This window comes from Empedobacter sp. UBA5036 (genome assembly GCF_002415215.1).
GTDB lineage: Bacteria > Bacteroidota > Bacteroidia > Flavobacteriales > Weeksellaceae > Empedobacter > Empedobacter falsenii_B.
In genome coordinates this window covers 1-14,527 of sequence record NZ_DICC01000056.1, presented here as the reverse complement: position 1 = coordinate 14,527, position 14,527 = coordinate 1, and the positions used below count along the sequence as shown (strand labels likewise).

Annotated in this window: 15 protein-coding genes and 1 other RNA gene; 9 read left to right on the top strand and 7 right to left on the bottom strand. The window is 32.5% G+C overall.

Features of this window, described 5'->3' with window-relative positions:
• Positions 1–4: 4 nt before the first annotated feature.
• Positions 5–1,123, bottom strand: coding sequence for a glycosyltransferase (locus B4J88_RS10355; RefSeq protein WP_115001639.1), 1,119 nt, complete (start codon positions 1,121–1,123; stop codon positions 5–7).
• An 18-nt stretch (positions 1,124–1,141) separates the two neighbouring features.
• Positions 1,142–1,375: a uroporphyrinogen decarboxylase gene (locus B4J88_RS10350; protein WP_115001637.1), complete on the bottom strand. Its 234-nt coding sequence runs from the start codon at positions 1,373–1,375 to the stop codon at positions 1,142–1,144.
• Positions 1,376–1,451: 76 nt separating this feature from the next.
• On the opposite strand from B4J88_RS10350, the gene kdsA reads away from it, so the two are divergent.
• From kdsA to B4J88_RS10330, 4 genes are all read left to right on the top strand, one after another.
• A complete protein-coding gene (gene kdsA, locus B4J88_RS10345) occupies positions 1,452–2,261 on the top strand; it encodes a 3-deoxy-8-phosphooctulonate synthase (protein WP_115001635.1) in 810 nt (269 codons plus the stop codon).
• 73 nt (positions 2,262–2,334) lie between these two features.
• On the top strand, positions 2,335–3,696 hold the full coding sequence (gene hemN / locus B4J88_RS10340) for an oxygen-independent coproporphyrinogen III oxidase (protein WP_115001634.1): 1,362 nt from the start codon (positions 2,335–2,337) through the stop codon (positions 3,694–3,696).
• Positions 3,697–3,756: 60 nt separating this feature from the next.
• A complete protein-coding gene (gene hpt / locus B4J88_RS10335) occupies positions 3,757–4,293 on the top strand; it encodes a hypoxanthine phosphoribosyltransferase (RefSeq protein WP_038333090.1) in 537 nt (178 codons plus the stop codon).
• A gap of 6 nt (positions 4,294–4,299) precedes the next feature.
• Positions 4,300–4,878 carry an adenylate kinase gene (locus B4J88_RS10330; RefSeq protein ID WP_125350758.1) on the top strand — a complete coding sequence of 193 codons (579 nt, stop codon included), beginning with the start codon at positions 4,300–4,302 and terminating at the stop codon, positions 4,876–4,878.
• Between the two features lie 118 nt (positions 4,879–4,996).
• Here the strand turns inward: B4J88_RS10330 and B4J88_RS10325 are convergent, their stop codons facing one another.
• Positions 4,997–6,028, bottom strand: coding sequence for a quinone-dependent dihydroorotate dehydrogenase (locus B4J88_RS10325; protein ID WP_291067576.1), 1,032 nt, complete (start codon positions 6,026–6,028; stop codon positions 4,997–4,999).
• Between the two features lie 136 nt (positions 6,029–6,164).
• Between B4J88_RS10325 and obgE the strand changes: the two genes are divergently transcribed.
• Positions 6,165–7,151 (top strand): GTPase ObgE, encoded by a 987-nt coding sequence (obgE, locus tag B4J88_RS10320; protein ID WP_291067574.1) that lies wholly within the window; start codon positions 6,165–6,167, stop codon positions 7,149–7,151.
• Positions 7,152–7,174: 23 nt separating this feature from the next.
• Positions 7,175–7,495 (top strand): YbaB/EbfC family nucleoid-associated protein, encoded by a 321-nt coding sequence (locus B4J88_RS10315; RefSeq protein ID WP_038333099.1) that lies wholly within the window; start codon positions 7,175–7,177, stop codon positions 7,493–7,495.
• Positions 7,496–7,527: 32 nt separating this feature from the next.
• On the opposite strand, the gene B4J88_RS10310 is transcribed toward B4J88_RS10315, so the two are convergent.
• The 3 genes from B4J88_RS10310 to B4J88_RS10300 all read right to left on the bottom strand — a co-directional run bounded on the left by B4J88_RS10310 (position 7,528) and on the right by B4J88_RS10300 (position 9,855).
• Positions 7,528–8,307: a rhomboid family intramembrane serine protease gene (locus B4J88_RS10310; RefSeq protein ID WP_260392035.1), complete on the bottom strand. Its 780-nt coding sequence runs from the start codon at positions 8,305–8,307 to the stop codon at positions 7,528–7,530.
• 73 nt (positions 8,308–8,380) lie between these two features.
• The gene (locus tag B4J88_RS10305; RefSeq protein WP_125350526.1) at positions 8,381–9,361 is read right to left on the bottom strand and encodes a hypothetical protein; all 981 of its coding nucleotides are present in this window, start codon (positions 9,359–9,361) and stop codon (positions 8,381–8,383) included.
• On the bottom strand, positions 9,358–9,855 hold the full coding sequence (locus tag B4J88_RS10300; RefSeq protein WP_291067571.1) for a hypothetical protein: 498 nt from the start codon (positions 9,853–9,855) through the stop codon (positions 9,358–9,360). The genes B4J88_RS10305 and B4J88_RS10300 overlap by 4 nt, the downstream gene beginning before the upstream one ends.
• Positions 9,856–9,905: 50 nt before the next feature.
• Between B4J88_RS10300 and B4J88_RS10295 the strand changes: the two genes are divergently transcribed.
• From B4J88_RS10295 to rnpB, 3 genes are all read left to right on the top strand, one after another.
• Positions 9,906–10,556: an NRDE family protein gene (locus B4J88_RS10295; RefSeq protein WP_291067569.1), complete on the top strand. Its 651-nt coding sequence runs from the start codon at positions 9,906–9,908 to the stop codon at positions 10,554–10,556.
• Positions 10,557–10,675: 119 nt separating this feature from the next.
• Positions 10,676–13,201: an ATP-dependent Clp protease ATP-binding subunit gene (locus tag B4J88_RS10290; RefSeq protein ID WP_291067568.1), complete on the top strand. Its 2,526-nt coding sequence runs from the start codon at positions 10,676–10,678 to the stop codon at positions 13,199–13,201.
• 84 nt (positions 13,202–13,285) lie between these two features.
• An RNA gene (rnpB, locus tag B4J88_RS10285) (RNase P RNA component class A) lies at positions 13,286–13,595 on the top strand.
• On the opposite strand, the gene B4J88_RS10280 is transcribed toward rnpB, so the two are convergent.
• Positions 13,595–14,368, bottom strand: coding sequence for a LuxR C-terminal-related transcriptional regulator (locus B4J88_RS10280; protein WP_291067566.1), 774 nt, complete (start codon positions 14,366–14,368; stop codon positions 13,595–13,597). The genes rnpB and B4J88_RS10280 overlap by 1 nt on opposite strands.
• Between the last annotated feature and the right edge of the window lie 159 nt (positions 14,369–14,527).

The window sequence follows — 14,527 nt, the reverse complement described above, 5'->3', positions numbered from 1 at the left end:
TAATCTACTTTTTTATTTTTTCAAAAATCTCCTTCAATTTCAATTCTTCATTTTCCCAACAAAGTTCGTTTGCAGCATTTGCAAGATTTTCTTGGTAACTTCTTTTTCCTTCGTCTAAGATTTCTTGTAGTTTTTCAGCCAAATGTTTTGGATAGTGGTTGTCAATCACTTTTCCAACTTTATACTCTTCGACTATTTTTTTTATTTCTGGTAAATTTGTTGCTAAAATTGGTACTCTAGCTTGAATAAAGTCAAATAATTTATTCGGTAGAGCGTAGCGATAGCTTAATCCTAAATCTTCTTCCATACTCATTCCTACATCAGCTAAAGGTGTTATAGTTTTTAAAGTTTTTGGGGGAATATTTCCTAAAAAATGAATGCGATTAGTTAAGTCTAAATCTTTTACCAATTGTTCGTATTCAGTTTTTTTAGGCCCTTCGCCAGCAATCCAAAATTGACAATTATCAATGTGTTTGAACGCTTCAATCATTCTGTCAATTCCTCGACTCATGTTAATTGCGCCTTGATACAATAATATTTTATCGTTTGTTGGATTTTCGGGTAAGCGAAAGAAAATTAAATCTTGTTTATCGTTAAGTTTTGTTCGGTTGGGAACATTTCTAATCACAGCCGGATTAGCACCATATTCCTTGCGAAACCAATTGGCATATCCATCACTTACGGTATAAAAATACTTGATTTTTGGAACAAGAGAACGTTCTAAAGTTTTCCAAACTTTTTTTGTTTTAGGACGATTGTGTAATGATGGCAATTCTGAATAAATTTCGTGACTATCAAAAACTAAAGGAATTTTTTTGATTTTACTTACCAAATAAAAAGGAAGTAAGCTATCTAAATCATTCGCTAGTAAAATAGTTTGTTTATCCGCTTTTTTAAGTAAAGTGAAAAATAATTTGTAATTGAATTCAGCATACTTTTTCATTGTTGATTGATTCTTTTGTTCCATCAAAAATGTCTTGTACGGTTTATTCAATTTCGGTCTACCGTTTATAGTCGCGCCAATCAATTCTACATCGTATCCAAATTTTAACAAAGAATGGCAAACTTTATCTAATCTTTGATCCGTTTCAATATTATTTAGTACAGCAGATAGGATTTTCAATTTTATGGTTTTTGAAGATTATTTTCCAGGTTTGAAGATGATATAATACGCCTGAACTAAAAATAAAATCGCATTTGGAATAAGGACTGGCCAAGCCTCGATCATAGCAGCATAAATTACAAAACATACACAACCAATTGCATTGATAATGCGGATAATTGTAATCTTCGAAAAAAAGAATGCTAGTACAATAAAGACTGAAGCAAGATAGCCAAAAATATCAGCTATACCAATGTTAGATAAAAAATCCATAAAACGATAAATAAGAATGATAAAGTATAGGCAAAATTATGAAAAATAAGTCGATAACTTTGTGTAAATTTGCACAATGATAGAAACTTTATCAAAGATAAAACACAAAGATTCGCCAAACTTCTTTTTACTTGCTGGTCCATGTGCCATCGAAAGTGAAGATATGGCTTTGAGAATTGCTGAAAAAGTAGTAACAATTACTGATAAATTAGAGATTCCTTATGTTTTTAAAGGATCTTTCAAAAAAGCAAATCGTTCTCGTATTGATAGTTTTACAGGGATTGGAGATGAAAAAGCATTGAAAATTATTCAAAAAGTTGGAGAAACTTTTGATGTTCCAACAACTACAGATATTCACGAACCTTTTCATGCAGAAATGGCGGCGGCTTATGTAGATGTGCTACAAATTCCTGCTTTCTTGGTTCGTCAAACCGATTTAGTGGTTGCAGCTGCACAAACTGGAAAACATGTTACGTTGAAAAAAGGTCAATTTCTTTCGCCAGAAGCAATGAAATTTCCTGTAGAAAAAGTAACAGATTCTGGTAATAATAATGTAGCAATTATCGAGCGTGGAACAATGTTAGGTTACGGAGATTTAGTGGTAGATTATCGTGGAATTCCTGTGATGCAAAATTATGCACCAGTTATTTTAGATATCACACATTCTTTACAACAACCAAATCAGGCTTCAGGTGTAACAGGAGGAAAGCCAGAATTAATCGAAACGATTGCTAAAGCTGGAATTGCTGTTGGTGCTGATGGTATTTTTATCGAAACGCATCCAGATCCTAAAAATGCAAAAAGTGACGGTGCAAACATGTTACAATTAGATTTGTTAGAAGACTTATTAACTAAATTAGTTAGAGTTCGTCAGGCAATTCTATAAAAATAATTTTTAAAGAAAATTTATTAAATAATACTTAGTCAAGTTGATTAAGTATTTTTAATTTTTTTAGATAATGGATAATTTAATTCAGAAATATAATATTCCAGGACCTCGTTACACAAGTTATCCAACTGTTCCGTTTTGGGACAATGATGATTTTACTAAACAAGGTTGGATTGAAACTTTTCAACGATCTTTCGATGAAAGTAATGTAGAAGAAGGAATATCAATTTATATTCATTTACCTTATTGCGAGTCGTTGTGTACGTTTTGTGCATGTAACAAACGTATTACGAAACAACATTCGGTAGAAGTTCCGTATATTGATACAGTTTTGAAAGAATGGAGATTATATGTGGATTTATTTTCATCTCGACCAAAAATTAAAGAAATTCATTTAGGAGGAGGAACACCAACGTTTTTTTCTCCAGAAAATTTGAAGAAATTAATTGATGGTATTTTTGAATATGCGGATGTAGCTGAAGGACACGAATTTAGTTTAGAAGGTCATCCAAATAACACAACAAGAGAACATTTACAGGCTTTATACGATTTAGGTTTTAGACGTATTTCGTATGGTGTACAAGATTATGATCTGAAAGTTCAGGAAGCGATCAATCGTGTTCAACCTTTCGAGAATGTGAAAAGAGCAACCGAAGAAGCGCGCGAAATTGGTTTTACATCGATTTCTCACGATTTGATTTTTGGTCTTCCACATCAAACAATGGAAGGAATGATGGAAACGATTAATTTGACAAAAGAATTAAATCCAGATCGTATTTCGTTTTACAGTTATGCGCATGTGCCGTGGATAAAAGGTGTTGGACAACGTGGTTTTCAGGACGATGATTTGCCTTCACCAGAATTGAAACGTGCATTATATGAAGAAGGAAAGAAAATGTTCGAGGAAATGAACTATTTCGAAGTTGGAATGGATCATTTTGCCTTAGAACAAGACTCGATGTATCAATCGATGAAAAACCATACATTACATCGTAATTTTATGGGATATTCTTCTTCGAAAACACAATTAATGGTTGGTTTAGGAGTTTCTTCTATCAGTGATTCTTGGTATAGTTTTGCACAAAACGAGAAGACAGTAGAAGAGTACGAAAAATCAATCAATAACGGAGAATTATCCGTTTTCAAAGGACATATATTATCAGAAGAAGATTTGATTATGCGTCGTCATATTCTAAATTTAATGTGTAATTTAGAAACTTCTTGGGCTGATGATAACATGAAATTTGATGATGTAGATCGTATCAAAACTATGTTACAAGATATGGTTGACGATAATTTGATTGAATTTGTAGAAAATGGTTTGATCGTAAAAGAAGAAGGACGTCCATACGTTCGAAATGTGTGTATGACATTCGATAAGAGAATGATAGATAACGAGCCAGAAACACGCATTTTCTCAATGACAATCTAATAAAATAGATAAATGTTTTAAACTTTATCAAAAAAAGTATATATTTGAATATCTCAAACAATGAAAGAAATAGAAATTCACGGTAAAAAATTTATTCCGTACATCGCTTTTGAAGAAATAGAACACGCCATCAAAAATATGGCAAACGAAGTTTACGAAGAATACAAAGACGAAAGACCGATTTTTGTTGGTGTATTAAACGGAGTTGTAATGTTCTTCAGCGATTTCTTAAAACAATATCAAGGAGAATGTGAGATTTCGTTCTTGAAATTAAAATCTTACGAAGGAACAGAATCAACAGGGAAAATTACTATTGAGATGGATATTCCGATGAATGTTGAAGGACGTCACGTAATTATTTTAGAAGATATTGTAGATACAGGTAATACGTTAGTAGAGTTGCACCGAATCTTGAAAGAGAAAAAGGTAAAATCATTAAAAGTAGCAACTTTATTATTTAAGCCAGATGCTTACAAAAAAGATTTAAAAGTAGATTTAGTAGGAATTTCTATTCCTGATAAATTTGTAGTAGGTTATGGATTAGATTTTGACGGATTAGGAAGAAATTTACCAGATATTTATCAAATAAAACATTAAAACAAAATGCTAAACATTGTATTGTTCGGACCTCCTGGCAGTGGTAAAGGAACACAAGCTAAATTTTTAGAAGAAAAGTACCAAACTCCTCAAATTTCTACTGGAGACTTATTTCGTTTCAACCTTAAAAATGAAACAGAATTAGGCGCTCTTGTGAAATCTTACATGGACAAGGGACAATTAGTTCCAGATGAGGTAACAACAAATATGTTGGTTGATCATTTAGATAACAATCCAAATGCGCAAGGATACATTTTTGATGGATATCCACGTACAACATCTCAAGCAGAAGCTTTAGATAAAATCTTAGCAGATAAATACGAAAGCGAAGTTTCGATTACATTAGCATTAGTTGTGGATGACGAAATTTTGGTTCAACGTTTATTAGAACGCGGAAAAACTTCTGGTCGTGCTGATGATGTGGACGAAAAAATTATCCGTGATCGTATTACAGAATATTACGAGAAAACTGCAATTGTAGCAGAGCACTACAAAGCGCAAGGAAAATGGGTTGAGATTGATGGAGTAGGTTCTATTGAAGATATTACCGAAAAATTGAACGCAGCAATTAAAGAAGTTTTATAAGAACAACTTTTACATAATACTAAAAATGCTCCTTTTAATTAAAGGAGCATTTTTTTATTATTATCATTTCTGAATGTAGCTTTTTGTGAAATGAAGAACCGACATCAGAATGACTTTTCTATTTTCCTTCAACCAAGCCTTTACAAATGTTTTTTACAACAGCAGGACCTTCATAAATAAAACCTGTATAAACTTGTAACAAACTTGCACCAGCTTCCAGTTTTTCTTTAGCATCTTCGGCTGTATGAATTCCGCCAACTCCAATGATAGGAAATGCTTTGTTCGATTTTTCAGAAAGATAACGAATCACTTCTGTTGAACGATTTTTAAGTGGTTTTCCCGAAACTCCACCAGTTTCTTTTACAATTTCTGGATCAGATTTTAATCCTTCTCTCGAAATTGTCGTATTTGTCGCAATCACTCCTGCAATTTTAGATTCTAATACAATATCTATAATATCGTCTAATTGCGAATCTGTCAAATCTGGTGCGATTTTCAGTAAAATTGGTTTCGGTTTTTCGTTTTGATTATTATATTGTTGCAAATAATTCAGAATGTACAATAAAGGTTCTTTTTCTTGCAAATCACGTAATCCAGGCGTGTTTGGAGAACTCACGTTAACTACAAAATAATCTACATAATCAAACAATGCATTGAAACATTTGATATAATCATCAACAGCATCTTCGTTTGTCGTTAATTTGTTTTTACCAATATTTCCGCCAATAATATAGTTTTCACGATTTTTTAATTCTCTAATTTTCGAAACAGCAAAATCAACACCTTTGTTATTAAATCCCATTCGGTTGATAATCGCTTCATCTTCTACCAAACGAAACATACGTGGCGCATCATTCCCTGGTTGAGGTTTTGGTGTAACGGTTCCAATTTCGATGAAGCCAAATCCGAAGTGGTTCAATTCTTCAATATATTCAGCATTTTTATCAAAACCTGCAGCTAAACCAATTGGATTTTTGAATTTAATTCCAAAAACTTCTCGTTCTAAACTTGGATGATTGTATTGATAAAATTTATCTAATAATTTTCCAACTCCAGGAAATGCAGCATAATTTTTTAGATTTCGCGTAACAAAATGATGCGCATCTTCGGGCTGTAATTGAAATAAAATGTTTTTGAATTGTTTGTACATGCTGCAAAATTAATCATATCTGATAAATAATTTGCCTACTATTCATCAGTTTTACAATATTTTGAAACTTATGAATTAGATTTTAATAAACAAATTAGAAATCGTACTTTTGCAGACTAATTAAAAGAAAAAAATTATGCAATCAAATTTTGTTGACTACGTAAAAATAAATTGTAGAGCCGGACATGGAGGTGCGGGTTCAGCAAGTTTGCATCGCGAAAAATATATTGACAAAGGTGGACCAGACGGTGGAGATGGTGGACGTGGAGGGAACATCACGCTTCTAGGAAACTCAAATCTTTGGACTTTGTTAGAATTTCGATTCAAAAAACATTTCCGTGCGCAAAACGGTGGACGTGGAGGTAAATCTCGTTCTACTGGAGCTGACGGTGAAGATATTATTTTGGAAGTTCCGATCGGAACAATTGCCAAAGATGAAGAAGGAAATATTATTGGCGAAGTAACAGAAAATGGGCAAGAATTAATTATTGCACAAGGAGGAAAAGGAGGTTTAGGAAACTGGCATTTCCGTTCTGCAACGCGTCAAACGCCTCGTTATGCACAGCCAGGTTTGGATGGTGACGAGCGTCAAGTTACATTGGAGTTGAAAATTTTGGCAGATGTTGGTTTAGTTGGTTTTCCAAATGCAGGAAAATCTACTTTATTATCAGCTGTTTCGGCTGCTAAACCAAAAATTGCAGATTACGCATTTACAACGTTAACACCTAACTTGGGAATTGTAGAATACCGTAATCATCAGTCATTTATTATGGCAGATATTCCTGGAATTATCGAAGGTGCGGCAGAAGGAAAAGGTCTTGGACATCGTTTCTTGCGTCATATTGAGCGTAACTCTAATTTATTATTTTTAATTCCTGCCGATACAGAAGATTATAAAAAAGAATATGAAATTCTGTTGAATGAATTGAAAAAATTCAATCCTGAATTGTTAGATAAAGAACGAATTTTAGCTATTTCTAAGTCAGATATGTTAGATGATGAATTGGAAGCTGAGATTAAAGCACAATTACCAACTGATATTGATACGATATTTATTTCGTCTGTTTCTGGAAAAGGAATCACAGAATTGAAAGATTTATTGTGGAAAAAACTACACGAATAACTAATTATTAAAGATAAAGACAAATGTTTGGAAATTTTGGAGACATCATGGGAATGATGGGAAAAATCAATTCATTTAAAGATAAATTTTCTGATTTGAAAAATGAATTAGATGGAGAAATATTTACAACGACTTCTAACGATGGAAAAGTAAAAATTACAATGTCTAAATTGGCAACAGTAAAAGATATTGAACTTGCTGAAGGAATGGAAAAAGAAGAAATTGAAGATTTGTTAGTGATGACGTTAAACAAAGCGTTGGAACAAGTAAAAACAGAAGCAATTGACAGAGCGAAAAAAACAGCTCAAGAAAATTTACCAAACATTCCTGGAATGCCTTTCTAAGAAGAATTTGAAAAAATAAAAACCCCTGAAAATTAATTTTCAGGGGTTTTTGTTTGATAATTTGGTTCAATATTTTTATCATCTTTCTCATCCAAAGATTCAAGATATTCTGCTTTCAAACGTTCTTGTTCTTGGTAAATATCCCATAAACGCTCGGCTTGTGGATCATAATAATTTTCTTGATCCCATTTCGGAACTTCTTTTTGTGGACCAATATTTCTAAACAAATAAGCAAAAAATGCACCCGAAATAAATCCACTTAAATGTCCTTCCCAAGAAATAGAATTACTACTTGTATCTGTTTTTAATTGTGGTAAAATTTCTTGAGGAACCATTCCCCAAATCATTCCGCCGTATAATAAAATAATGATTAATGAAATCGCCATTAAACCGCGTTCTTTTCTAATAATTCCACTGAAAAATATGAACGAAGCCAATAAATAAACGATAGAACTTGCTCCGATATGGCAACTTACATTATCATCTAAAAAAGGAGGATTTCCAATCATCCAAAGAATAATTCCTGATAAAATCCAACCAAAAAAAATAACATAATAAGCTAATCTATCGTACATCAATAGTGCGATAAAGCTAAGAAATGCTAACGGAAAGGTATTACTGATAATGTGTTTCCAACCCGAATGAAATAAAGGTGAGAGCAGAATTCCTTTCAATCCTACGAAAGTTCTCGGAATAACGCCGTAACAACCGTTTAAATTGTATCCGTTTTGTTGGAACAAAAAGATAATCCACATTGGTATAAGCAGTAGCAGAGGAATTATAATAGTTTTCTTCGGAAAAGGATAACTCATAAAATTGGTTTTGAAAACATCATTCAATCTTTATTCCTTTCCAGAAAATCTGCCAATTTTGGTCAAATTAAGTTTAATAGCGTTTTATTAATTCTCTCGCAAGCAATTTCCAATCTGTCCATTTCACGCCTAATTGATGATTTTGAACAGCAATTTTATGTTGGTAATTCAAATGCTTAATCACTTCCTTATAAGCTTTTATCAAATTAAAATTCGGATCATAAATATGAGTTGCTTCAGAATTTGCACCATTAATTTCAAGTATGACAAAATTTCCGTTCTGAAAATCTTCTAAACTTTTTGCTTTCAAATCGATACGACCATAATAAAAACCATCAATTTTTTGTGCGATTTGATCTATAGTTTCTTCTAATTTAGACGTTTTTAGAGAAGATCCATCTAAAAAAGTTGTTCCTCGACTATGATTTCCTATTGGTTCAACCAATAATTTTTCATCTTTTTGAAGAACTGAATTTAGTTCGTTTTGTAAACGTTTAAACAAATAATCTTTTCGGTAAAAAGCTCTTAAATTTTGTTCGATTAATTCTTTCAAAGTTGATTTTCCATCACCCGTAAACGTCAAAAAATCTTTTGCTGTTATCGACAGTATTTTACCATTTTTTTCTTTTGGTAATCTAACATAGAAAACACCAAACTCAAAGTTTGATTGAATATATTCTTGTAAAATTAAATCTCGATTATTTTGCTCTAAATAATTTTTCCAATCAATTTCATTTCTGATTAATTCTACACCAATTCCACGTTCACCAAGATTTGGTTTTGCAATAAAGGGAAAATTAAACGGAATTTCTTGTGTTGTAAATTCATCAAAAAAAATGGTTTTTGGCTTATAATTTTTATCAATTTGATTGAGTAAATCAATTTTAGAATAATCAATAAATCCGCCCCATTTCATTGTAGGATTTGCCGAGCAAAAGTAAGCTGGAGCGCCTGTTTGAAAGATTTTATAAATGTACCAAGGTGTCAATGGCGCATAAAATAACCAGAATGGCCAAAATTCGTATCGTGTCCATTTTGTTATTTTCGGATTCATTTTTCTTGATTTTGAAAAGCAATTGTAGAAGATGCAATTCCAAAATTTTGTGGAATTTTAATCGTTGAAAAATGAGTTTCGATCGCAATTTTAATCAACGCAAAATGATGAATGCTATGATCAAAACAATACATTAATTCGCGATAATTTGTGGTATTAATTGTGAAATTCTCTCCGTAATAATTCTGTTTTAGCTGAATTGTTTTTTCTAAATCTAAACGTTCTATTTGTGATTTTAGATGATTCAGCGTATTCAAACTTTCAACAACCGAATTTTCTAAAGCACGATTTCGCTCTCTATCATCATAACAAATGCAATTGTTTTTTCGTGCGTGTAAAAAGCACGAATAAAACTCTATAATATGGCGAAAATGTTGACCAACAGAAGCATCAGAAATGATTTCTAATTCCTTTTGAAAAGACAGATCGTCAAATTGCAAAAGAATGGATTTCATTTCATCAAAAGAATGCGCTATAGTTTTCTGAATACTCATAATTCTTTGCAAAGATAAATTTTTACATTTGAACTAAATTGAAAAATGAGATGTGTATAATCAGTTTTTACAGAAATGAGGATGAATTTGTGCTGACGCACAACCGAGATGAGGAAATTAATCGTTCTTCTTCCAAAGAAATTGTTGAACAAAAACGTTTTGATAAAACCTATTTTTCGCCTGTAGATGAGCGTGCGAATGGAACTTGGATTTTTTATTCGGAACAATATGTTGCGTGTATTTTGAATGGAGGAATAGAAAAACCAACGCATTTCAAAGAGAAATACAGAGAAAGTAGAGGAATTATCTTATTAGATTTATTGAAATATAATTCTGTAAATGAGTTTATTGATTCGGAAAATTTGTCAGAAATCGCACCTTTTACAATTTTTGTTTTTGAAAGAACAACTAAAAATGCTTACCTTTTGTTTTGGAATGAAAATAAACTGAGTGTAAAAGATGTTTCGCAAGAAAAAATTGTGTCATGGTGTTCGTCGACATTGTACAGTCCTGAAAGAAGAAATGAAATTGATGAAATTTTTCACCAAAATAATGAGTTGAATTCCGAAGAAATTTTAGAACTTCACGATGATTTGAAAATGAATAAAGGCGATTTGTACGATTTTTTAGCAACGACATCTATTTCTCAAATTATTATGAATTCTTTAAGAATTGATATGAAATATTGTCAGCTATTTTGAAATTAATAGACAATAATTCGTTATTTTAAGGAATCATCAAATCATTTCGGACATAGGCATAATTTATGCTATAATCTATCAGAATAATTATATTTGTTAAAGACAGCTTAAATAATAAAATGAACGATAATTTCTCACAACAAGTAAAAGACGTTATTTCTTATAGTAAGGAAGAAGCGTTGAGATTAGGCCACGACCAAATAGGAACGGAACACCTTCTGTTGGGGATTATTCGCGACGGTGAAGGGAAAGCCATTTCTGTCTTAGAAGCATTGAATGTTGATTTAGATGAAATGCGTCAAAAAATAGAAAACCTAAACCCAGCAAAAGAAAATCCAGGTAATAATATAAAAAATTTGAGTTTGACAAAACAAGCTGAAAGAGCTTTGAAAACAACATTCTTAGAGGCTAAATTGTTTAAAAGTCCGACTGTAAATACAATTCACTTATTATTATGTATTCTTCGTAATGAAAACGATCCGATTACAAAATTGATGAATAAGTTGGATATTGATTACAATACAGTAAAGGAAGAATTCAAATTTCAATTTCAAGATGAGGAAATTCAATCTCCTCGTGCAGAAAATCCATCTTTTGATGGAGGAGATTCTGATAACGATTTTGAGCGTGCGTCAACAAGTAAATCAACTTCAAAAAGTAAAACACCAGTTTTAGATAATTTTGGACGTGATTTAACAGCGATTGCGCAAGAAGGAAAATTGGATCCTGTGGTTGGACGCGAAAAAGAAATAGAGCGTGTTTCTCAAATTCTTTCTCGTCGTAAAAAGAACAATCCATTGTTAATTGGAGAACCAGGTGTTGGTAAATCTGCAATTGCAGAAGGTTTAGCCTTAAGAATTGTACAACGTAAAGTTTCGCGCGTATTGTTTAACAAACGTGTGGTAACATTAGATTTAGCATCATTAGTTGCTGGAACTAAATATCGTGGACAATTTGAAGAGCGTATGAAAGCAATCATGAATGAATTAGAGAAAAATGATGATATTATTCTTTTCATTGATGAGTTACATACAATTGTTGGAGCAGGAGGAGCTACGGGTTCTTTAGACGCTTCTAACATGTTCAAACCTGCTTTGGCGCGTGGTGAATTACAATGTATTGGAGCAACAACGTTGGACGAATATCGTCAATATATTGAAAAAGATGGTGCATTAGTTCGTCGTTTTCAAAATGTGATGGTTGAACCAACAACTCCAGAAGAAACATTACAGATTTTACATAATATCAAAGATAAGTATGAAGCGCATCATAATGTAAATTATACAGATGAAGCGTTGCAAGCTTGTGTAAATTTGACAACACGTTATATTACAGATCGTTTCTTGCCAGATAAAGCGATTGATGCTTTAGATGAAGCGGGTTCTCGCGTGCATATCAAGAATATAAAAGTTCCTCAAGAAATTTTAGATCTTGAAGCAAAATTAGAAGAAGTTCGCGAAGAGAAAACGAAAGTTGTAAAATCTCAAAAATACGAAGAAGCTGCTCGTTTACGTGATTCAGAGAAACAAATAGAAAGTGATTTGAAACGTGAGCAAGCAAAATGGGTACAAGAATCGAAAGAGAATCGTGAAACAGTTACAGAAGAAAATGTAGCGGAAGTTGTTTCGTTGATGTCTGGCGTTCCTGTACATCGTGTAGCTGAAAAAGAATTGAAAAAATTGGCTCAGATGAATGAGTTAATGAAAGGAAAAGTAATTGGTCAAGATGAAGCGGTAACGAAAGTTGTGAAAGCAATTCAGCGTAATCGTGCAGGATTGAAAGATCCGAACAAACCAATTGGTTCATTCATTTTTTTAGGAACTACGGGTGTTGGTAAAACACAATTAGCGAAAGTTTTGGCGAAAGAAATCTTTGATTCGAATGATGCGTTAATTCGTATCGATATGTCAGAATACATGGAGAAATTTGCCGTTTCTCGCTTAGTTGGAGCACCTCCGGGCTACGTTGGTTACGAAGAAGGTGGACAATTGACAGAAGCAGTTCGTCGTAAACCATATGCGGTAATTTTGTTAGATGAGATTGAGAAAGCGCATCCAGATGTATTCAATATCTTGTTACAAATTTTGGATGATGGTCATGTAACAGATAGTTTAGGTCGTAAAGTTGATTTCCGTAATACGATTATCATTTTAACGTCTAACATTGGTACAAGACAATTGAAAGAGTTTGGAGATGGTGTTGGATTTGGAACTTCATCTAAGAAAGATTCTGCTGATGAACGCGCAAAATCAACAATTGAAACAGCTTTAAAACGTGCTTTCGCGCCAGAATTTTTGAATCGTATTGATGATATTATCTTCTTTAATTCATTAACAAAAGAAGATATCATGAAAATTATCGATATTGAATTGGCAAGTTTAATAGAGCGTTTAACAGCTTTAAATTATCATATTGAATTAACTGAGGAAGCGAAGAATTTTATCGCAGACAAAGGATTTGATAAAGATTATGGAGCTCGTCCGTTGAAACGTGCGATTCAGAAATACATCGAAGATCCGATGGCAGAAGAAATCATCAATGCTGTAATTAGTGAAGGAGATGAATTAATCCTTGATTTAAATGATGCAAAAGATGGTGTTAAAATTTCTGTAAAAGGAAAAACGAAAGAAGAAAAATCAGAATAATTTCTAAGTTTCTATAATAGAAAGGCTTGAACATTTTTGTTCAAGCCTTTTTTTATTTCGGTAACTTTTGCCGTACATTTGCGCTCAGCAAGCCACTTTGTCGCTTCATGTATGTGAAGAGGAAAGTCCGGGCTCCAAAGAGTAAGCATAGCGGGTAACGCCCGTCCGTCGAGAGGCGAGGACAAGTGCAACAGAAAGTATGTACAGTTCGGCTGTAGTGAAACCAGGTAAACTCTATGCGGAGCAATGCCATGTATACCAGCAGTTAAGAGCTACTCGTTCGTTGCTGGGGGGTAGGCAGATTGATGTTTTAGGTAACTAAAATACTAGATAAATGACAAAGCATCTTGATTTATTAAGATGACAGAACCCGGCTTATCGGCTTGCTTTTTTCTATTTTTTGAAGTAAAGACTAAATAATTCTGATGTATTAGAACAATCGTTTTTCTTCAAAATATTTCTTCGATGTGTATCAATAGTATGTTTACTTAAGCCAATTGCATCAGCAATATCTTGACTTGTGTAGCCTTTGATCAGAAACTCGATAATCTCCGTTTCTTTTTTTGTAAGTTGTAAAGATGAATTTGTTTTTGAATTAAGAAGATTATTCAATCCATCTTTGATGTTGTAAATATGCATGGTCGGTTTTCCACCAACCTTTATTTGTGTGATGTCAGTCGCTAAGCAAAAAACTCGATTTGGTAAAAAATTCTTACTTAATTCGTAAAAGAAATGTTGCAAATGAATTTGATGAATTTCGCCTTTTTTATCCATCACACGAAAATCATACGTAAATTTATAATTGATTCTTTCTTCTGGAACAATTTCCAAACTGAAATTTGCAATTCGTTGCTGAATATCAATTACATGTTGCAAATCATCTGGATGTACGATCTCTACGCATAATTCTGCAGTGTATTCGTTAGGTAGATAACCTAAAATATCCTCGCATTGAGGAGATACATATTCGAATGTTGCAGAATTAGGATTGATAAAATACATGAAAGATTCGCCAAGCGCAAGGCTTCCTAAAGTTTGTAAATAATCATTAATCGATTGAAAACTCTCATCTTTTTCGTTAAAGGTTCTACTATCTGTATTTTCACTCCATAATTTTTTTACAATACTTGCATATTCAGTTATAGATTTTTGATTTGCTTTTTTCATATGCTTACAAGTAAAAGATTAATAAAATACCATTAAATGAGTATTTTTTAAGTTAGTAATATAAACTAATTTTGCAAAATATCTATAGGATTAAAGCAGTTTTGCTTTTTTCAACCAACCTATTTATATTTAACCTATAAAAAGAATCCGTCTCACAAC